We start from the raw sequence: 18,980 nt of genomic DNA on the forward strand, positions 1-18,980 counted from the left end.
GAGCACGGCTTGGCGATGAACAGGCGGTTTGCTGTGGAAGAAACGAATCTCAGTGGGTAGTCTGCGTTGTAACTGGCATGGGCATGGGGATGATCGCGCGCGCAAGACTGCTGATCCGGCTGCGGGACGGTCGGCATGGTCTCGACCATCTGAGCCCGTTAGTCGGCCAGGCTGCGTCCGCCGGACTGGTGGCTTCGGTGGGGCTGCTGGCTGGCGGTCTCGTGGGGTCAGGGCCCGCCCAAGCCGGCCCGATGATCTGCACCACCACCCTGGAGGCTCCCCTTGACCAGCCCTCCAGGCCTGGCCTTCCCTCGGCCCCTGTGGAAGTCACCCGTTGCAATGCCCTGCAGACGGTGCCCGAGCTGGTGCAGCGGCGCTACTACAGCTACACCGCTCCCTTTGCCCAGGCCGTGAGCCTCGGCAACCAGATCACCGAGTTGTTTGGCATCGCCATGGGTGGTGGTGATGGCACCCGGGCGATGGGCCTGGGCTTCTCCGATCAGGCGATCGTCTGGGACAGCACGGCGCTCGAAAACACCTTCCGGGCTCTGAACGAGCGTCAGAGCGACCCCATGCCTCTGCGCACGGCGGATGTTTCCAGTGGCTTCAATGGCCACCTCGGCTCCGAGCAGGCTCTGCCCACGGCATGGGAGGACCCTGGCCCCACCTGGTCGCCGCCGCCGGTTCGTGGCCTCTGGTGAGAACGCCTGGCAGCGAATGATCCACTGACTCAGACCACTCCGCGGGGGCCTAGCAATCTGGTGAATGCAGCGGGCTCATAATCCGCCTTAGGCGAGTTCGATCCTCGCGGCCCCCATCTCGGCTGGCCCTGCCACGCTGCTGTCGGCCTTAGCGTCAGCAGAAGACCGCCTCTTGGATCGCCCTCTCCGCGTGCCCCACCCGCTGTTTCCTCCGCTTCGGCCGGCCCGGCTGCACGCTTGGTGATCCTTCTGCTTGCCCTGCCGGTTCTCGTGCTGCTGCAGGCTTTCTTCTCGGCCGGTGAGCTGGCGGTGATCAAGCTCCGCCCCAGCCGTGTGAGCCAGTTGCTCGAGAGTGGCGAACCCGGGGCCAGGGCCGTGGCCGCGCTGCAACGGCGGCTGCGGCGCGTGCTGGTGGCCACCCAGCTCGGCGCCGTGCTCGCCCTGGTGGCGATCGGCTGGTCTGGACGCACGGTGGCCGACCGGCTCACCGAGGCCTGGGCGGCTCTGGGGCTCCCCTCCGCCTGGCTGGATGGGGGCGTGTTTCTGGCTTTGGTGCTGGGGGCCACCGTGCTCGGCGGCCTCGCCCCCAAGGCCTGGGTGCTGCACAGCCCCGAGGGCTCGGCCCTGCGCCTCTCTCCCCTGCTGGTGGCGGTGAGCAGGAGCCTGGCGCCGGTGATCGGTCTGATCGAGCGGATTTCGGCCATCGTGCTGCGGCTGCTGGGCCTGCCCCGCAACTGGGATGAGCTGGTGCCGATGCTGTCTGCCGGTGAGCTGGAAACCCTGATCGAATCGGGCAGTGTCACCGGGCTGATGCCCGATGAGCGCAACATCCTCGAGGGGGTGTTCTCCCTGCGCGACACCCTGGTGCGGGAGGTGATGGTGCCCCGCTCCGGCATGGTCACCCTCCCCATCGACGTGACCTTCGCTGAGCTCATGCGGGCGGTGCATGACACGGCCCACGCCCGCTTCCCTGTGTTGGGCAGCTCCCTCGATGATGTGAAGGGCCTGCTCGATCTGCGGCGCCTGGCCGATCCGATCGCCCGTGGACTGCTCAGTGCCGACACCCCCCTGGCCCCCTATGTGGTGCCAGTGGCCCAGGTGCAGGAAAGCACCCCTCTGGCCGAGCTGCTGCCCCTGATCCGCAATGGCCAGCCGCTGCTGGTGGTGGTGGATGAGCACGGCGGCACCGAGGGTCTGGTCACCGTGGCTGACCTCACCAGCGAGATCGTCGGGGATGACGACGACCCCCAGGAGCGGCTCGACGAGCTGCAGCAGCTCAGGGAGGGCTGTTGGTTGGCGGTGGGCGATCTCGAGATCGTGGAACTGAACCGGCACCTGCCCGTGCCCCTGCCGGAGGCGGAAGGCCATCACACCCTGGCGGGCTTTCTCCTGGAGCGGCTGCAGCACATCCCCGCCGCCGGCGAGAGCCTGCGCTGGAAGGGCTACCACTTCCGCATCCTGGCCATGGAGGGTCCGCGGATCTCCCAGGTGGAGATCGAGCGGCGCCCTGACAGCAGCCCAGCCATGCCAGCCCAGGAGGCCGATGGCTCAGAACGGCAGCAGGGGAGCGGCGATCATTGATAATTCACGCGGTTTGCACGCCCCTGCCATGAACCCTGTGCGCGTGGGTGTCATCGGCATCGGCAACATGGGCTGGCACCACGCGCGGGTGCTCAGCCTGATCAAGGATGCCCACCTGGTGGGGGTGGCCGACCCTGATGCCCGCCGGGGGGGCCTGGCCACCGACCAGTTCGGCTGTCCCTGGCACGCCGGCTTCGAGCAGCTCCTGCCCCTGGTGGATGCGGTCTGCATCGCCGTGCCCACCCTGCAGCACCACGCCGTGGGGATGCGCTGCCTGGAGGCCGGCAAGCACGTGCTGATCGAGAAGCCGATCGCCGCCAGCCGTGACGAGGCCGCCGCCCTGATCCAGGCGGCCGAGGCGGCTGGTGTGCTGCTTCAGGTGGGCCACATCGAGCGCTTCAATCCCGCCTTCCGCGAGCTGATGAAGGTGGTGGCCAGCGAGGAGGTGGTGGTGCTGGAGGCCCGGCGCCACAGCCCCCACCCCGACCGGGCCAACGACGTGTCCGTGGTGCTGGACCTGATGATCCACGACATCGACCTGGTGCTGGAGCTGGCCGGTGCGCCGGTGGTGCGCCTGGCGGCGGCGGGGGGCCGCTCCGCCGAGGGCCCGATCGACTACGTCAACGCCACCCTGGCCTTCGCCAACGGGGTGGTGGCCAGCCTCACCGCCAGCAAGATGGCCCACCGCAAGATCCGCAGCCTCAGCGCCCACTGCCGCTCCTCCCTGGTGGAGACCGACTTCCTCAACCGCACCCTGCACATCCACCGGCGTGCCCACGAGACGGTGAGCGCCGAGCACGGCGAGCTCGTGTACCGCTCCGATGGCGTGATCGAGGAGGTGAGCACCACCTCGATCGAGCCTCTCTACGCCGAACTCGAGCACTTTCTGCAGTGCGTGAGGGGCCGGGAGGTGCCGGCGGTGGATGGTCTGCAGGCGTCGCGGGCGCTGCTGCTGGCCGATCTGATCGAGGAGTGCGTCGAGCAGCCCAGCCTCTCGATGACCCTGGAGCAGCCGATCTGAGCCGCCTGCTCAGGCCTCCAGGGTGAGCTGGCGCAGGGCTTCGAGCTGCCAGGCGCGGCAGTCGGCCGGTGAGGCCTGGTAGAAGGCCTCCCAGGCTCCGGCCTTGAAGCGGCTGTAGTCCTCCGGCGGCACCTCGGGATGGCGCTGTTGCCAGCCGACCCGCACGGCATGGCCGATCACCACGTCGAGGGCGAGGTCGTCGTCGAAACGCACCTGGGGGTTCGCCCCCACGAAGGCCATCAGGGTCATCAGGGTTTCGGTGCAGAGCTGGCGGTATTCCGGGGCCTCGATCTTGTTGAGCAGGTGCTCGATCAGGGCGGCGAAGTTCTTCTCCCCGGGCGTTTTCTCGCTCAGCAGCGGCCCGCTGGCCAGGCGGTTGCGCCGCTCCAGCTTGTCGCCGATCACGATGCCGCGGCAGTGGTGCAGCAGCTCCCAGATCCCGGCATAGAAGTGGCGCGGCACCTGGCTGAGGGCCCCCAGGCGGATGCGGTGCTGCAGCCAGTTCCCGGCCTTGGGCAGCTCCTCCAGCGGCGGCGGCACACTCCAGTGCACGCGCCCGCTCAGGTGCAGCTGCTCCTTGCGCATCAGCGAGGCCTTGGCGTGCTCCACATCGGCCAGCAGGGCCTGCAGGCGCCGGCGAACGGCGTGGGGTGGCTGGGCGCAGAGGGCCTCGAAGGCCTCGCTGGGGCTGAGGTCGGCCTCGGCGGCCAGCTCACTGGTGAGCAGCAGGATCAGCTGGCCGAGCTGCAGGGTGAGGCTGCCGCTGAGCAGCCGGGGCTCATGGCGGGCCAGGCCGTCGAGGGCCAGCAGCAGCTCCTGCTGCAGCATCCACTCGCGGCTGTCCTCACCGCTGAAACGACGGATCATGGCGGCGATCGCGGCGCTGCCCTGGGGCTCGCTGAGCAGGGAGTCGCCGGTGTAGTTGCGGCCCACCACCACCTGCCGCTGCCGCCCCAGCAGGTCCGTGAGGGCATCCTCCAGCTGGGGGTGCACCAGCTCCAGCCAGCCGGCCGTGCGGCGCACCACGTCCCAGTCGGCCTCCACCAGGGCCCGGTGGTACACCTCCTCCAGCAGCCTGCGCAGGGCCACCGGCCCGCTGCCTTGCGGTCCGTGCAGCCGCGCCCCCAGCCCGAGGCGGCGCACCAGCTGCTCCAGCACCTCCGCCTGCTCCTCCAGGGAGGTGCTCTGCCAGAGGCGCTCGCCCAGCTCGCCGATCGAGAGATCGTCGCGTTCGAGCTCCTGTTCCTCTGCTGCTGAGAGCGGGGCCTGGCGCCGGCTGGCCTGCAGGGGCAGGTCCACTGATGGCCCTGCCCCTGCAGCGCCCGTTGCCGCCTCGGCAGGCAGCGTCACCCAGTGGCCCTGGTCGGCCAGGTCTTCGAGGCGGGCCAGCTGCACCGGCACGCCGCCCACCTCTCCTGCCTGCAGCTGGGCCCCCAGGGCCAGAAACGCCTCAGGCTCCCGCCCGAAGACGGCGTCGGCCACCGGGATCAGCAGCAGAGGTGCGCCCGTGCCGCGCCACTGGCGCTGCAACATGCGCAGCTCGGCCTGCACCGTGTCGATCAGCTGCTCGGCATCGTCGGCGAGATAAAACGTGCCCTCCTCCAGCACCGCCGGCACGAAGGCCAGCTGCTCCTCGCCGCGGGCTCCTGGCCGGGGGCAGCGGTAGAGCCGCGCTGTGGCGAGGGTCTCCATCCGCACGGGCGGGTGGCCAGTGAGCCCCAGGCGCGGGTTGGCTCCCACCTGGGCCAGACGCCGGCCGAGGGCCTCCGACCCCATCACCGTGATCGGGTCGCCGCCCTGGCCTGCCTCGCCGCCGCTGCTGGGCAGACCGTGCTCGGCCAGCACCGCGGCCACGGCGGCGCTGCCGGGCACCAGGGCCACCAGCACCCGCTCCGCCCCTGCCGGCTCAGGCCTGCGGCGGCCGCTGGGGTCGAGGTCGGCGGGGGTGATCAGGCCGCCCAGCAGCAGGTCCCCCAGCCAGGTGAGGCTCTGGGTCCAGAGCAGCGGCACGTTGGCGTTTGGCTGGCGCGGCTGGCTGCCCGGCTGGCGCCGCTCCCGCTCCACCGCCTCCGGTGGCACCAGGTAGAGCTCCGGCAGCAGCGGCACGTCGCCCTGCAGCACGCTCACGCTGGCCAGGCGGCCGCGCCACTGCCGGGCCTCGCTCCAGCGCTCCTCGCAGCAGGCCGTGACCAGCTCGTAGGCCCAGAACAGCGGCCATTCGCACTCGATGTGCTCGAACTGGGCCAGCTCCTCGCGCTCGTAGTGGAGGCGGGTGTGGTCTTCCACCACGGTCTGGTGACCGTCGCGTCGGAAGCGCTTGTAGCCGTAGGCGCCGCCCAGCTCGGCGCGGATCTTGTTGCGGGTGCGCTCGGCCAGCTCGCGGTCTTCCACGGCCCAGGCGGGGTAGCCGATCACGGCCAGGCAGGCGGCATCCACCTCCTTGCTGCCGGATTCCCGCGGCAGCATGCCAACGAGGGCCCGCCGCAGGCGCACGATGGCGTCGTGGGGGATCACCAGGCAGCAGCTGCCATCGCCGTGGGGCCCGTAGAGGTCGAGGTCGTCGAGGGCTTCGAGGGCTGCCTTCACCAGCCCGATCGAGCTGGCATTGCGCTCCGGCAGGCCGTGGTTGCCCTTGTCGCCACGCTCCCAGATGCCGTAGTCGGCCACCCGGTAAGCCCTGGCCACGTAGTACACCAGGTTCTGCACGAAATCTCTCTCGTGGCTGCTGCGCACCACGACCAGGCCGCTGCGGGTGAGTTGGGCGAGCTGCAACAGGAACAGCGCCGTGGCGTCGAGCTGCAGATGGCCCCAGCCGTCGTCAGGCACCACGGGGGAGCCGCTGCTGGTGTCGAACTTGGCGTGCAGGGCGTCGCGGCGGTCGAGGCTGTGTTTGAAACGCTCCACCTTGGCGGCCTGACGCTCCATGGCGTTCAGCAGACCCCGCATCAGCTGCAGCACCCGCTGCTCCAGCTCGAAGGCCCGCCGGCTGTTCCCCCCCAGCCGCCTGTGGGCCAGGGCCAGCCCCCACACGCACTGGATGGAGTAGACGCCATCGCGCACCCAGGCATCGCCGTAGTTCCCGTGCACGGTGTTGGCGGTGCTCGCTGGCAGCAGCCCGCTGATCGGGTCCTGCCGGTTGAGCACCACCGCGGAGATCTGCTGGTCCAGCTCCGCCAGCAGCTCGGCGGCAGTGTGGTCAACCATCGCCACCGGACTGGGCGGCTTGGGGGCCATCTCGGACTGGGGCATGCGGGCAGAGGGGAGGGCCAGGGCAGGGGCTGGCCATAGATTCTCTCGCGCAGCGGCACCCTCCATGGCAGCAATGGCAACGGCAGCCCCAACCCCGGGCCGTCGCACGCGGGTGCTCGGCGTGCCCATCGACGCCTGCCTGGATGTGCGGGCGGCGGCCCTGGCCCTGCACGCCCGAGGCGGCGGCCAGATCGTCACGCTCAATGCCGAGATGACCATGGCTGCCCTGGCGGACCCGGCCCTGTTCGCCGCCATCGCCGCCGCTGACCTGGTGATTCCGGATGGGGCCGGCGTGGTGTGGGCCCTCGGGCTGCAGGGACTGCGGGTGCCTCGCGCTCCCGGCATCGAACTGGCCCATGCTCTGCTGGAGCACGCCGCCAGGGTGGGGTGGCGCGTCGCCCTGGTGGGGGCCTCGCCCCAGGTGATGGGGCTGTTGCGGCAGCAGCTGCAGACCAGCCTGCCCGCCCTCCAACTGGTGCTGGCCGTGGATGGCTACCTATCCGATGAGGCCTGGCCAGGCCTGGAACGCCAGCTCCTGGCCGCCCATACGGATCTGGTGCTGGTGGCCCTGGGGGTGCCTCGCCAGGAACTCTGGATCCAGGGGCTGGCGGGTCAGCGCACGGGCCTGTGGATGGGGGTGGGGGGCAGCTTTGACGTGTGGGCCGGGGTCAAGTCCCGGGCACCGCGCTGGATGGGCAGGCTCCACCTGGAATGGCTGTACCGGTTGATTCAGGAGCCGAGCCGCTGGCGCCGCATGCTGGCCCTGCCCCACTTCGTGTGGAAGGTGCTGCGCCGGGGTTGAGGATCAGCGGAAGCCCACGGAGGCCTGCCACACGAAGGCGAGCAGCAGAAAGAAGAAGGGGATGATCGGCAGGATGTCCACCAGGGGACCGAAGGCCTGGTAGGCCTCAGGCAGCTGGGCCAGGGTGGCGCCTGAAACGGGGTGCATCGAAGCGTTAGCCAGCAGCGCGGAGACGACCATCCCTGCAGATCCATCAGCGAGAGCCGGACGCTACCACGTGTGGGCGGCCTCAGAGTGCGGTTCCCAGGGAGCGAAATCCTCTGCAAAACAACCCTCGCGGATCGCCTGGGCCATGGCGTTGCTGAACCGCTGCAGCTGGGTGATGTTGTGGAGGCTCAGCAGGATCCGGGCCAGCATCTCGCCGGCGCGGAACAGGTGGTGCAGGTAGGCCCGGGTGTGGCTGCGGCAGGCGGGGCAGGGGCAGCCGCTGTCGAGGGGTGTGTGGTCGTGGCGGAAGCGGGCATTGCGCAGATTCCAGCGCTCGCCACCCACCAGGGCCGTGCCGTGCCGGCCCAGCCGGGTGGGCAGCACGCAGTCGAACAGATCGAATCCCTGGGCCACGGCCACGGCCATCTCCCGCAGGCTGCCCACCCCCATCAGGTAGTGGGGCGTGTGCTCGGGCAGCAGCGGGCCCACCTGGCGCACGATCCGATGCATCTCCTCCACCGGTTCACCCACGCTCACCCCACCCACGGCGATGCCGGGCAGGTTCATCGAGGCCACCACCCGGGCTGACTCGGCCCGCAGCCGCGGGTAGCAGCCGCCCTGCACGATGCCGAACAGGGCCTGGCCGGGCTGCTGATGGCTGGCCAGGCAGCGCTCCAGCCAGGTGTGGGTGCGGCGGCAGGCGGCCTCCACCTCGGCCTCGCTGGCCGGGTAGGGGGGGCACTGGTCGAAGGCCATCGCCACGTCGGCGCCGAGGGCCATCTGGATCGCCATCGCCCGCTCCGGCGTGAGCACGATGCGGCTGCCGTCCCGGGGCGAGCGGAAGGTCACGCCGTCGTCGTCGATGCGGTTGATGCCGGCGAGGCTGAACACCTGGTAGCCGCCGGAGTCGGTGAGCAGCGGGCCGGACCAGCCCATGAACCGGTGCAGCCCGCCCGCTTCGGCCACGATCGCCTCACCGGGCTGCAGGTGCAGGTGGTAGGTGTTGGCCAGTACCATCTCCGCCCCGGTGGCGGCCAGCTGGGGGGCCATGACCCCCTTCACCGTGGCCAGGGTGCCCACCGGCATGAAGCGGGGCGTGGTCACCGGACCGTGGGGGGTCTGGAAGCAGCCACAGCGGGCCCGGGTGCGGGGACAGCGGGCTGTGGCCGTGAAGCTGAAGGGTGGCGGTGTGAAGCTGATGGGGCCGCGCCGGCGCTGCTCCGACGCTAGAGGTCGTCTGCCTGTGTCCAGGGAACCCCGCCACGCTGCCCGCTCCGCGCCCGACTGGTTGCGGGACCTGGCTGGGGCCTGGATCTTCTACACCGTGCTGCCGGGCTGGCCCTGGATCCGCCCGCGCTTCGAGCGCATCGCCCGCTTCGCGCCGCTGATCGGCCTGGTGCTGGGCGGCCTGCAGGCCCTGGTCTGGCTGGGCACCGCCGGCTGGCTGCCGCTGGGGGCTCAGGTGCTCCTGGTGATTGCCCTCGCCCTGGGGCTCAGCGGTGGGCTCCACCACGACGGCGCCCTCGACACCGCCGACGGCCTGGCGGCCGGCCCCCGGGCCCTGGAGGCCATGGCTGACAGCCGCGTGGGCGCCGCCGCCGTGCAGGCGGCCCTGCTGCTGGCTCTGCTGCGGGGGGCCGGCCTGGTGTGCCTGGCGGGCGCGGCCCCCATGGCCCTGCTGTGGACGGGCTTCTGGGGGCGGCTGTCGCCGCTGCTGGCGATGGCCCGCTTCCCCTACCTGCGCCAGGATCCCGCCGCTGGGGGCAGTGCCGGGTTCCACTGCCGCCACTGGCGAGGCCTGCGCCGGGAGCTGCTGCCGGCCCTGCTGGCCGGGGCCCTGGTGGCTGGCCTGGCGCTGGTGCTGGATCCGCCCCGGGCCCAGGCAGCGGGGAGCTTCGGCTGGCTGCCGCTGCTGGGGCTGGTGCCCGCCGTGCTGGTGCCGTTCTGGCTGGGGCGCCGCCTCGGCGGCCACAGCGGCGACAGTTACGGCGCCTGCGTGGAGTGGAGCGAGGCCCTGGCCCTGCTGCTCATGGGGCTGGTGCTGCGGGCGCTGGCAGGCTGAGGCAGAAGGCATTGCCGTGCGCCGGCAGGGCAGGGTCAAGGTCTGCCGGGGCATTGCACAGCACCAGCTCGCCGCCGAGGTTGCGGGCCAGATCGGCGGCCAGCGCCAGGCCGAGGCCGCTGCCGGGCTGGGCGGCACCCGCCGTGCCCCGCTCCCCCCTGCGAAAAATCCGCTGGCGCTCCTGCGGCGGGATCGGTGGCCCGCCGTCCCACACGATCAGCTGCCAGCCCGCCGCTGCCGTGGGCTGGCACTGCAGCCCCACCGCCGCGCCGGAGGGGCTGTAGCGGAAGGCGTTCTCCAGCAGGTTGGCCACGATTTCGGCCACCGCGCCGCTGTCGCCCTGCCACTGGGGCAGGGCATCGGGCCCCTGCCAGGGGCGCCCCTGCAGCGCTGCCGTGGCGCAGGCCCGCTGCACCAGGCGCTCCAACAGCGCCGCCAGGGGCTGGACGGTGGCTCCGCCGAGGCTGGGGGGCAGCAGCAGCGGCCCCGGCCCCGGCTCCCGGGCGGGCTCAAGACTGCCCCCCCCCAGCTGATCGATGGCGTCCACATACCGCTGCAGCTGCCGCTCCTCCTGCAGCAATCCCTCCACCAGGGGACGGTTGCGCTCATCCCCGTCCAGCCGCCGCAGCAGCAGCTGCCCGAAGGTGCGCAGGGCGGCCAGGGGATTGCGCAGCTGGTGCAGCAGCACGGTGAGTTGCTCGTGCTGGGCGAGCAGCTGCTGTTGCAGGCGCTGTTGCTCCAGGTCGAGGCAGAGCCCCTCGGTGAGGCAGAGGGCCACGGCCTGCAGGCGCTGGCGCAGCGGCTCGGGCCAGGGCAGCGCCGCGGTGTCGACCTGCAGGGCACCCAGCAGCACACCGCCGTGACGCAGAGGCAGCCAGCGGCGCAGATCGGCCACGGCGGTCAGCGGATTGTCGAGGGCCACCGCCGCAAGTGTGCGATTCGCCATCGGCCACTGGCCTACTGGCAGCAGCTGCGGGCTCTTGCCCTCACCCACGTCTGCCACGTACACCACCAGCGAGGTCACGTCAGGCCGGTCCGCGAACTGGGCGAGCTGAAACTGGAGCAGGCTGAGAAAGCGCTTGGAGACAGCCATGACCTCGGCCCCGGGCAGCAGTCCAGAAAAGAATTTGGCGGAACGTGAAGCAAACCGAGAAAAGAAGCTTAATATCTCGGTATCGACCACTACTCCCTGAGCCGTCCTGGGCCTGGAGCAGCGTCTGGTCGGCTTCAGTTGCGCATTTGCTCAAACGAAGCTACAGCAGTGGAAGGGCAGCTCGTCCATCGGGCCGCTCCTCCTGCTGGGTTCCGCGCCTTAAGGGCTTTGCGGAATCTGCCGACGCTGCTCTGCCAGTTCTGCGGCCACGGTCGGTTGCGCCACCCTTTGGATGCTGCCCAGCGTCCATCCAGTCCGCCAGCCCCAGGGCTTCCGGGTTCACCCCTTCCGGCCTCCATGCGCCGGTTCCCTTCCCTCGGTTCCACGCCGCCGGTCCATGGCCATCGGGTCCTCCCCGCCCGGCCTCTCCAGTCCCCTCTCTCTCCCCGCCGCGGGAGCTGCCTCCATGTCGAAGAAGCGCAAGCGGATCAGCCGCCGTCGTCTCGCCGGTCAGCGGGTCCTGGCCCATGTCTCCACGTTCAACCTGGAGACCGGCTCCCACAAGCCCGTGACGGCTGCCCGCCGTTACATCGCCGAACAGGCCCTGGTGCCGCCGGCCCTGCTCAACGTGCGCCGCAACGAGCACACCACCGACCGCTTCTTCTGGGGTGAGAAGGGCCTGTTCAGCGCCCAGTACGCCGAGGAGAACCACTTCCTGTTCCCGTCGCTGCGCTCCATTGTCGACAGCATCGGCGAAGAGGTGCTGTTCGAGGGCATCGAGGCCCTCGCCTCCGACGACTGGGAGGAGATGGAAGAGTACGAGTACGCCTTCGTCTGATTTCCGCCCCTGCTGATCAGCTCAGCCCTCCATCCAGGCGTCCGTGATAGCGCTGCGGATGGAGGGGATCAAGGTGGTGTCGATGGTGTGGCCGCCCGGGAAACCCAGCAGTTCCACGCCATGGCCGCCCGCGCCCAGCAACCTGGCCAGCTCCAGGCTGGCGGCGTAGGGCACCACCGGATCCTGCTGGCCGTGGGTGAGCAGCACCGGGAAGCCATGTCCGCCTGCACCTCCCGGCCGGTCTCCGCCGCCGGGTTGCCAGTCGGGGTGGGGGTAACCGCTGCACGCCACCACCCCCGCCACGGCCAGGCCAGCACCGCCGCAACTCACATCCAGGGCCATGGCGGCACCCTGGGAAAAGCCCAGCAGCACCGTGCGCCCCAGCGGCACCTCCTGACCCAGGTCCTCCAGCCGCTGGCGCAGGTTCTCCAGGGCCCCAGGCAGTTCCGGCCAGCCGCTCTGCTGCAGGTCGTACCACTGGCGGCCCATGCCGCTTGGGTGCAGGCCAGGGGCCCGCAGGGCCACCACGCTGGTGTCTGAGTCCACCAGCAGGTCGGCCAGATCGAGCAGGTCGTCGGCGTCGGCGCCCCAGCCGTGCAGCAGCACCAGCCGCCGATCGGCGCTGCTGGGTCCCCGACGCAGCAGCGCCTCGGCCGGTGGTGGTTGGGGTGCGGGCACGGCGGCGGGACGGGGCTGGCGCCAGGAGTCTGGGCCACGGCCCGCTGCGTAGGTTGGCCTCCTGCCCCTCCCCAGCTGCCGCCATGGCCCCCACGGCTCTCCTGAGCGTGTCCAACAAGGACGGTCTGGTTCCCCTGGCCCAGGGCCTGATCGCGGCGGGCTACCGGTTGATCTCCAGCGGTGGCACCGCGGCGGCGCTGCAGGCCGCGGGCCTGGCGGTGACCCGCGTGGCCGAGCACACCGGCGCCCCGGAAATCCTGGGTGGGCGTGTCAAGACCCTCCATCCCCGCATCCACGGCGGCATCCTGGCGCGGCGCCAGGACCCCTCCCACCAGGCGGATCTGGACGCCCAGGCCATCGACCCGATCGACGTGGTGGTGGTGAACCTCTACCCCTTCCGCGAAACCGTGGCCGACCCGGCCGTGCCGTTCGACACCGCCATCGAGACCATCGACATCGGAGGGCCGGCCATGGTGCGGGCTGCTGCCAAGAACCATGCCGATGTAGCGGTGCTGACCAGCCCCCAGCAGTACGGCGCCTTTCTCGAGGCCCTGGCCGCCGGGCCCCTCCGCCACGATCTGCGCCGGCGCCTCGCCCTGGAGGCCTTTGCCCACACGGCCGCCTATGACGCGGCGATCAGTCGCTGGCTGGCCGAGCGCCTGGCCGCGGAGCCAGGGGCTCCACCAGCGGCTCAGCCAGGGCCTGAAGCCACAGCGGAGCCCCTGCAGCTGGAGCTGCCGGCCCGCCAGGCGCTGCGCTACGGCGAAAATCCCCACCAGCCGGCCACCTGGTACAGCGCCGCCACCGCCGGCTGGGGCGCGGCGCGGCAACTGCAGGGCAAGGAGCTCAGCTACAACAACCTGATTGACCTCGATGCCGCCCTGGCCACGGTGCGGGAGTTCGGCTACGGCTTGGCCGCCCAGCCCGCGGCGGTGGTGGTGAAGCACACCAACCCCTGCGGTGTGGCCACGGGCAGTGGCTGCGCCGATGCCCTGCACCGCGCCCTGGAGGCCGATCGCGTGTCGGCCTTCGGCGGCATCGTGGCCCTCAACACGCCGGTGGATGGTGCCGCAGCGGCCCATCTCACCAGCCTCTTCCTGGAGTGCGTGGTGGCCCCGGCCTTCGAGCCTGAGGCCAGGGAGCTGCTGGCCGCGAAGGCCAACCTGCGCCTGCTGGAGCTGGCCCCCGAGGCGATCGAGCGGGCGCCGCGCCAGCAGCTGCGCACGGTGCTGGGCGGGGTGCTGGCCCAGGAGCTCGACGATCAGCCTGCCGAGCAGAGCAGCTGGCAGGTGGTGAGCCAGCGCCAGCCCACGCCCCAGGAGCTCGCCGACCTGCGCTTCGCCTGGAAGCTGGTGCGCCACGTGCGCTCCAACGCCATCGTCGTGGCCCGGGATGGCCAGAGCCTGGGGGTGGGGGCAGGGCAGATGAACCGGGTGGGTTCGGCCCGGCTCGCCCTGGAGGCGGCCGGGGAGCGGGTGCGTGGGGCCGTGCTGGCCAGCGACGGCTTCTTCCCCTTCGACGACACGGTGCGGCTGGCGGCCGGCCTGGGCATCCGGGCCGTGATCCAGCCGGGCGGCAGTGTGCGCGACAAGGACTCGGTCCTCGCCTGCGATGAGCTGGGGCTGGCGATGCTGCTCACCGGCCGCCGCCACTTCCTGCACTGAGCCCCGGCCCGGGCTGGACAGCGCCGGGGCGGGGCTCAGTTGTAGCTTCGCTGCATCGTCTCCGCCCCGGCCACGCCATGCCTGAGTCGCTCGCCTACGGCCTCAACTTTCTGCATCCGCTGATGATGTGGAGCCTGCTCGGGCTGTCCGGCTACGGGCTGTTCCTGGGCATCAAGGCCAAAAAGCTGCGCACGGCACCCGATGCCGAGACCCGCAAGCAGCTGATCAAGGGCCAGTACGCCAAGCGCCATTTCCAGGTGGGCAGTGTGCTGCTGGCCCTGGTGGTGATGGGCTGCTTCGGCGGCATGGCCGTCACCTACCTCAACAACGGCAAACTGTTCGTGGGCCCGCACCTGCTGGTGGGCATCGGCATGACCTCCATGGTGGCCCTGGCCGCCTCGCTCACTCCCTTGATGCAGCAGGGCAACCTGATCGCCCGCAAGGCCCATGTGGGCCTGAACATGCTGATGGTCACCCTGTTTCTGTGGCAGGCGGTGAGCGGCATGCAGATCCTCAACAAGATCTGGGAGAACCGCCCAGCCTGAGCTGGCCGTTCAGAACCGCACACCATCAGCCGCCCGCTCAGAACTGCGCCCGCCGCCTGGGGGGGCGCTCCAGGCCGTGGCTGGCGTGGAAATCGTCCTGCACCTTCCACGTGAGCTTGCGGGACACCTGGCGCACGATCTGACGCAGCAGGCGCTCACCACTGCTCTGCACCAGGCCATCCGGCAGCAGGGTGATCACGCCGGGGAGGCGGATCCAGACGCTGAGGGCCAGCTCCCAGCGCACCAGCGTGAGCGGCGAGACCAGCTCGGCACCACTGTCGAGCCGCAGTGAGGCCTGGAAGTCCACGTCATAGAGACCCTCCAGGCCGGTGTCCCCCGCAGGGATGGGCACCGTGAGAATCCGGTAGACCCCCTCGCTCTGGGGCAGCAGCTCCAGGGCGATGGTGGGCTCCACCTCGAAGCCGAAGTTGCCGAAGCGTCCCAGGGTGAGGCTGTAGCCATTGGTGCCCAGGGGTGTCACGGCCATCGGCGCGGCGCAGCGGCGGAACCAGCCCTCGTGGCTGTCGAGATAGAGCGCCACCGCCTCGCTGGGCGCCCCCATCTCCATCAGATCGGCGAAGCTGCTCTGGTACAGGCGCACCCTGGTGTCGTCGGACTGGCGCAGGGGTGGAACATCGTCCCGGTGGGCCGACTCGAGAGGCGCTGTCGACAGGGGGGTGGACGACAACAGCGACGGACGCAACGACAGGTTCAACCGGAACCGGCTCTGCGGACCCAGGACACGAGCGCATGGCTCCAGCCCAGGGATCGCTGTGCTCACAGTTCCATTGGAACCAATCTAGAGGCCCAGCCTCAGGCCTCGCTCAGCTCGATCAACCGCTCGATCACCGCCTCCACGATCCGGTCCGGGGTGGAGGCCCCGGAGGTGATCCCCACCCGGATCGGTCCCTCCGGCAGGAAGGGCGACTCCTCGGTGAGCTCACCGCCAAGGGGCATGTGCTCAATGCGGTTGCCCGGACCGATGCGCTCGGGCGTGTCGATGTGGAAGGAGCGGATGCCGCGGCTTACGGCGATTTCCTGCAGGTGGGTGGTGTTGGAGGAGTTGTAGCCGCCGATCACCACCATCAGGTCGAGAGGTTCATCCACCAGGGCGAACATGGCGTCCTGGCGCTCCTGGGTGGCATCGCAGATCGTGTTGAAGGCCAGGAAGTGCTCGGTCAGCTCGGCCGGGCCATGGCGCTGCAGCATCGTGCGCTCCACGAGCCGGCCGATCTCCTCGGTCTCGCTCTTGAGCATGGTGGTCTGATTGGCCACGCCGACCCGGATCAGGTCGCGGTCGGGATCGAAGCCCGGCGAGCAGGCCTTGGCGAAGCGGGCCATGAAGGCCTGCCGGGCGGCGGTCCGCTGCTCGGCGCTGAGGTTCTGGTTGCCGAGCAGCACGTAGTCGCACACCAGCTGGGCCTCGGCCAGGTCGAGCACCACCAGGTAGGTGCCGGCAAAGGAGCTGGTGGCCAGCGTTTCCTCGTGCTTCACCTTGCCGTGGATGATCGAGGTGAAGGCATGCTTCTTGTGCTTCTCCACGGTGTTCCACACCTTCGACACCCACGGGCAGGTGGTGTCCACGATGTGACAGCCGCGCTCATTCAGCAGCTGCATCTCCTGCACCGTGGCGCCGAAGGCGGGCAGGATCACCACGTCGCCGCTGGCCACGTCGGAGAAGTCCTTCACACCACCCTCCACGGCGATGAACTGCACGTTCATCTCGCGCAGATGGTCATTCACCGACGGGTTGTGGATGATCTCGTTGGTGATCCAGATGCGCTCGCTGGGGTAGTGCCGGCGGGTCTCGTAGGCCATCGCCACGGCGCGCTCCACACCCCAGCAGAAGCCGAAGGCCTCGGCCAGGCGCACATTCAGCCGACCGCGCTGCAGCGTGTAGCCGTTGCCCCGCAACTTGGCGACCAGATCGCTCTGGTAGGCCTGCTCGAGGCTGCCGGCCACCTCCTCGCCGAGGCCGAAGCCGCGGCGGTTGTAGCGCTCCGAATGGTGCAGGGATCGCTTAAACGCACGGGTATCCACGGCGGCCCACAGCAGTGGCTGAACTCTATGGGCCTTCGCGCACGGTTGCCGGATTGCCGCAGCAGGGCCGCAGACACGGCTGTCAGCCCGGCTGGCGCGGCTCCACCTGCGCCACTCCCTGCCAGTGCACGCCGCTGGCCGTGAAGCTGAACACGCAGGGCAGCACCTCCACGCCCGCCGCCAGGGCGGCCCGAAACAGCTCTCCGTAGCGGGGATCGGCGGAATCCCCGGGGGCAAAGCGTTCCACGTCGCCCCGGCTCAGGCAGGGCAGCAGCACCGCCCTGGCTCCGGGCAGCAGGGCCGTGAGCTCCACCAGGTGCTTCTGGCCCCGCTCGGTCACGGTGTCGGGGAAGAGAGCCAGCCGGCCCTGGGTCCAGGTGGTGTTCTTCACCTCCACGTAGATGGGGCGCGGATCGGCGGCCCCTGCCGCTGGCGTCAGCAGCAGGTCGATGCGGCTGCGGCGGTTCTGCCCGTAGGGCACCTCGGCCCTGATGGCGCCGATCGGGCCCAGCTGGGTCTCCAGGCAGCCCGCCTCGATCGCCGCCCGCACCAGCCGGTTGGGCAGGGCGGTGTTGATGCCCACCCAGATCGGCTCGCCGTCGGCGCCGTCCACCTCGGCCTGCTCCCAGGTCCAGGCGAGCTTGCGGCTGGGCGAAGGGGCATGGCGCAGCCGCACCCGCCCGCCGGGATGCAGCACCCCGGTCATGGGCCCGGTGTTGGGGCAGTGGGCCGTCACCACGCTGCCGTCCTGCAGCTGCACGTCGGCCAGGAAGCGCTTGTAACGCTTGAGCAGCACCCCCTCCGCCAGGGGGCCCAGTTCCAGGATCTGCTGGGCCATGGGGCCGTTGCCGGTGGGGCGAGGGGACGCCCGCCATACTGCCGCTCGAGCCAACGGGCCCAGGGGCCCGGATCCATGTCCCAGTCCCTGCGTCGCATTGCCCTGATCGTGGCCGCTGCCACGGCGATCAGCAAGGTGGCCGGCCTGGTGCGCCAGCAGGTGATCGCCGCCTCCTTCGGGGTGGGCATGGCCTACGACGCCTACAACTACGCCTATGTGCTGCCGGGCTTCCTGCTGATCCTGCTGGGCGGCATCAACGGTCCGTTCCACAGCGCCATGGTGAGTGTGCTGGCGCGGCGGCCGCGGCAGGAGGGGGCCCACGTGCTCGCGGCGATGAACACCCTGGTGGGGGCGGGCCTGCTGGTGGTGACCGTGCTGCTGCTGGTGGCGGCTGGCCCGCTGATCAGCCTGGTGGGGCCGGGCCTCGATCCCGAGCGCCACGCCATCGCTGTGGTGGAGCTGCGCTGGATGGCGCCGATGGCCCTGTTCGCCGGCCTGATCGGCCTCGGCTTCGGGGCGCTCAACGCGGCCGATGAGTTCTGGCTGCCGTCAGTGAGCCCGTTGCTCTCGAGCGTGGCGGTGATCGCCGGCCTGGGGCTGCTCTGGTGGCAGCTGGGGCCGGCCATCACCCTGCCGGAAAACGCCCTGATCGGCGGCGTGGTGCTGGCGGGCAGCACCACCCTGGGAGCCGTGCTGCAGTGGCTGATCCAGCTGCCGGCGCTGGCGCGCCAGGGGCTGCACCGCTTCCGGCTGGTGTGGGACTGGAAGGATCCCGGCGTGCGCGAGGTGATGCAGGTGATGGGCCCGGCCACCCTCTCCTCCGGCATGTTGCAGATCAATGTGTTCGTGTCGCTGTTCTTCGCCTCGGGAATTCCGGCGGCGGCGGCGGGGCTGGGCTACGCCAACCTGCTGGTGCAGACACCCCTGGGGCTGATCTCCAACGCCCTGCTGGTGCCGCTGCTGCCGGTCTATGCCCGGCTCACCGCTCCCGAGGACCGCCCCGAGCTGGTGGCGCGGATCCGCCAGGGCCTGATGCTCTCCAATGCCTCGATGCTGCCGCTCGGGGCCCTGATGACCGCCCTGGCGGTGCCGATCGTGGCGCTCGTCTACGAGCGGGGAGCCTTCGATGCCGGTGCGGCCACGCTGGTGGGCCAGCTGCTGATGGCCTACGGCATCGGCATGCCGGCCTACCTGGCCCGCGATGTGCTCGTGAGGGTGTTCTATGCCCTCGGCGACGGCGTCACCCCTTTCCGCTGGTCGCTGGCGGGGATCGGGCTCAATGCCATCTTCTGCTGGACCTTTGTGGGAGGCCCTGTCCCCGGGGGCGGCCAGTTGCTGCCGGGGCTCTATGCCGGTGCCGCCGGGCTGGTGCTGGCCACCGTGGCGGTGAACCTGATCACCTGCGCTGCCCTGCTGCTGGCCTTGCAGCTGCGGCTCAACGGCCTGCCGCTAGCGCGCTGGGGGCGCGACACCGCCCTGCTGCTGGCCGCCGCCGTGGCCGGAGCCGCGGCGGCGCGGGCCCTGGCGCTGCTGGTGGGCTGGCCCGACAGCCTGATCGGCAGGGCCCTGCAGGTGGGTCTCAGCAGCGGACTGGGAATGCTGGTGTACGCCACCCTCTCCCACTGGGCCAGGGTGCCTGAGGCCCAGCAGGTGGTGAGCCAGCTGAGCCGCCGCCTGGCCTGGCCCGGCCGTCGCTGACAGGCCTGGCCGGCCAGGGCCTG

At 70.7% G+C, this 18,980-nt stretch carries 17 protein-coding genes and 1 tRNA gene; 10 read left to right on the forward strand and 8 right to left on the reverse strand.

Features of this window, described 5'->3' with window-relative positions:
* Positions 1-251: 251 nt before the first annotated feature.
* The 4 genes from ACWJIO_RS09965 (at position 252) to ACWJIO_RS09980 (ending at position 3,303) form a co-directional block, all read left to right on the forward strand.
* Positions 252-701: an Occludin/ELL family protein gene (locus ACWJIO_RS09965; protein ID WP_480313215.1), complete on the forward strand. Its 450-nt coding sequence runs from the start codon at positions 252-254 to the stop codon at positions 699-701.
* A 43-nt stretch (positions 702-744) separates the two neighbouring features.
* Positions 745-817 (forward strand) — tRNA-Ile (locus ACWJIO_RS09970).
* A gap of 127 nt (positions 818-944) precedes the next feature.
* Complete coding sequence (locus ACWJIO_RS09975; RefSeq protein ID WP_480313375.1) at positions 945-2,282, forward strand: hemolysin family protein; 1,338 nt, start codon at positions 945-947, stop codon at positions 2,280-2,282.
* 28 nt (positions 2,283-2,310) lie between these two features.
* Positions 2,311-3,303: a Gfo/Idh/MocA family oxidoreductase gene (locus ACWJIO_RS09980; protein WP_480313216.1), complete on the forward strand. Its 993-nt coding sequence runs from the start codon at positions 2,311-2,313 to the stop codon at positions 3,301-3,303.
* 9 nt (positions 3,304-3,312) lie between these two features.
* On the opposite strand, the gene ACWJIO_RS09985 is transcribed toward ACWJIO_RS09980, so the two are convergent.
* A complete protein-coding gene (locus ACWJIO_RS09985) occupies positions 3,313-6,507 on the reverse strand; it encodes a glycoside hydrolase family 15 protein (protein WP_480313217.1) in 3,195 nt (1,064 codons plus the stop codon).
* Positions 6,508-6,616: 109 nt separating this feature from the next.
* Between ACWJIO_RS09985 and ACWJIO_RS09990 the strand changes: the two genes are divergently transcribed.
* On the forward strand, positions 6,617-7,354 hold the full coding sequence (locus ACWJIO_RS09990) for a WecB/TagA/CpsF family glycosyltransferase (RefSeq protein WP_480313218.1): 738 nt from the start codon (positions 6,617-6,619) through the stop codon (positions 7,352-7,354).
* Between the two features lie 3 nt (positions 7,355-7,357).
* Here ACWJIO_RS09990 and ACWJIO_RS09995 read toward each other — a convergent pair whose 3' ends face one another.
* Both ACWJIO_RS09995 and tgt read right to left on the reverse strand, forming a co-directional pair.
* Positions 7,358-7,501 carry a photosystem II reaction center protein K gene (locus tag ACWJIO_RS09995; protein ID WP_480313376.1) on the reverse strand — a complete coding sequence of 48 codons (144 nt, stop codon included), beginning with the start codon at positions 7,499-7,501 and terminating at the stop codon, positions 7,358-7,360.
* Positions 7,502-7,564: 63 nt separating this feature from the next.
* On the reverse strand, positions 7,565-8,701 hold the full coding sequence (gene tgt / locus ACWJIO_RS10000; RefSeq protein WP_480313377.1) for a tRNA guanosine(34) transglycosylase Tgt: 1,137 nt from the start codon (positions 8,699-8,701) through the stop codon (positions 7,565-7,567).
* On the opposite strand from tgt, the gene ACWJIO_RS10005 reads away from it, so the two are divergent.
* Positions 8,586-9,563, forward strand: a complete 978-nt coding sequence (locus tag ACWJIO_RS10005) for an adenosylcobinamide-GDP ribazoletransferase (RefSeq protein WP_480313378.1) — start codon at positions 8,586-8,588, stop codon at positions 9,561-9,563. The genes tgt and ACWJIO_RS10005 overlap by 116 nt on opposite strands.
* Here the strand turns inward: ACWJIO_RS10005 and ACWJIO_RS10010 are convergent.
* Entirely contained in the window at positions 9,529-10,656 is a 1,128-nt protein-coding gene (locus ACWJIO_RS10010) for a sensor histidine kinase (RefSeq protein WP_480313219.1), read from the reverse strand. The genes ACWJIO_RS10005 and ACWJIO_RS10010 overlap by 35 nt on opposite strands.
* A 466-nt stretch (positions 10,657-11,122) precedes the next feature.
* Here ACWJIO_RS10010 and ACWJIO_RS10015 point away from each other — a divergent pair, with 466 nt between their 5' ends.
* Complete coding sequence (locus tag ACWJIO_RS10015) at positions 11,123-11,494, forward strand: DUF3155 domain-containing protein (protein ID WP_186697401.1); 372 nt, start codon at positions 11,123-11,125, stop codon at positions 11,492-11,494.
* Between the two features lie 21 nt (positions 11,495-11,515).
* Here ACWJIO_RS10015 and ACWJIO_RS10020 read toward each other — a convergent pair whose 3' ends face one another.
* Positions 11,516-12,172, reverse strand: a complete 657-nt coding sequence (locus ACWJIO_RS10020; RefSeq protein ID WP_480313220.1) for an alpha/beta hydrolase — start codon at positions 12,170-12,172, stop codon at positions 11,516-11,518.
* Between the two features lie 83 nt (positions 12,173-12,255).
* Here ACWJIO_RS10020 and purH point away from each other — a divergent pair, with 83 nt between their 5' ends.
* Positions 12,256-13,836: a bifunctional phosphoribosylaminoimidazolecarboxamide formyltransferase/IMP cyclohydrolase gene (gene purH / locus ACWJIO_RS10025; protein ID WP_480313221.1), complete on the forward strand. Its 1,581-nt coding sequence runs from the start codon at positions 12,256-12,258 to the stop codon at positions 13,834-13,836.
* Between the two features lie 77 nt (positions 13,837-13,913).
* A complete protein-coding gene (locus ACWJIO_RS10030) occupies positions 13,914-14,381 on the forward strand; it encodes a DUF4079 domain-containing protein (RefSeq protein WP_480313222.1) in 468 nt (155 codons plus the stop codon).
* A 37-nt stretch (positions 14,382-14,418) separates the two neighbouring features.
* Here the strand turns inward: ACWJIO_RS10030 and ACWJIO_RS10035 are convergent, their stop codons facing one another.
* The 3 genes from ACWJIO_RS10035 to sfsA form a co-directional block, all read right to left on the reverse strand.
* Positions 14,419-15,069, reverse strand: coding sequence for a DUF1997 domain-containing protein (locus tag ACWJIO_RS10035; RefSeq protein ID WP_480313223.1), 651 nt, complete (start codon positions 15,067-15,069; stop codon positions 14,419-14,421).
* A gap of 125 nt (positions 15,070-15,194) precedes the next feature.
* A complete protein-coding gene (locus tag ACWJIO_RS10040; protein WP_480313224.1) occupies positions 15,195-16,421 on the reverse strand; it encodes a 4-hydroxy-3-methylbut-2-enyl diphosphate reductase in 1,227 nt (408 codons plus the stop codon).
* A gap of 82 nt (positions 16,422-16,503) precedes the next feature.
* Positions 16,504-17,259, reverse strand: coding sequence for a DNA/RNA nuclease SfsA (sfsA, locus tag ACWJIO_RS10045; RefSeq protein ID WP_480313225.1), 756 nt, complete (start codon positions 17,257-17,259; stop codon positions 16,504-16,506).
* A gap of 75 nt (positions 17,260-17,334) precedes the next feature.
* On the opposite strand from sfsA, the gene murJ reads away from it, so the two are divergent.
* Positions 17,335-18,957 (forward strand): murein biosynthesis integral membrane protein MurJ, encoded by a 1,623-nt coding sequence (murJ, locus tag ACWJIO_RS10050; RefSeq protein ID WP_480313226.1) that lies wholly within the window; start codon positions 17,335-17,337, stop codon positions 18,955-18,957.
* Positions 18,958-18,980 lie beyond the last annotated feature (23 nt).

The organism is Paraciimarium castrense LEGE 11436 (genome assembly GCF_056633055.1).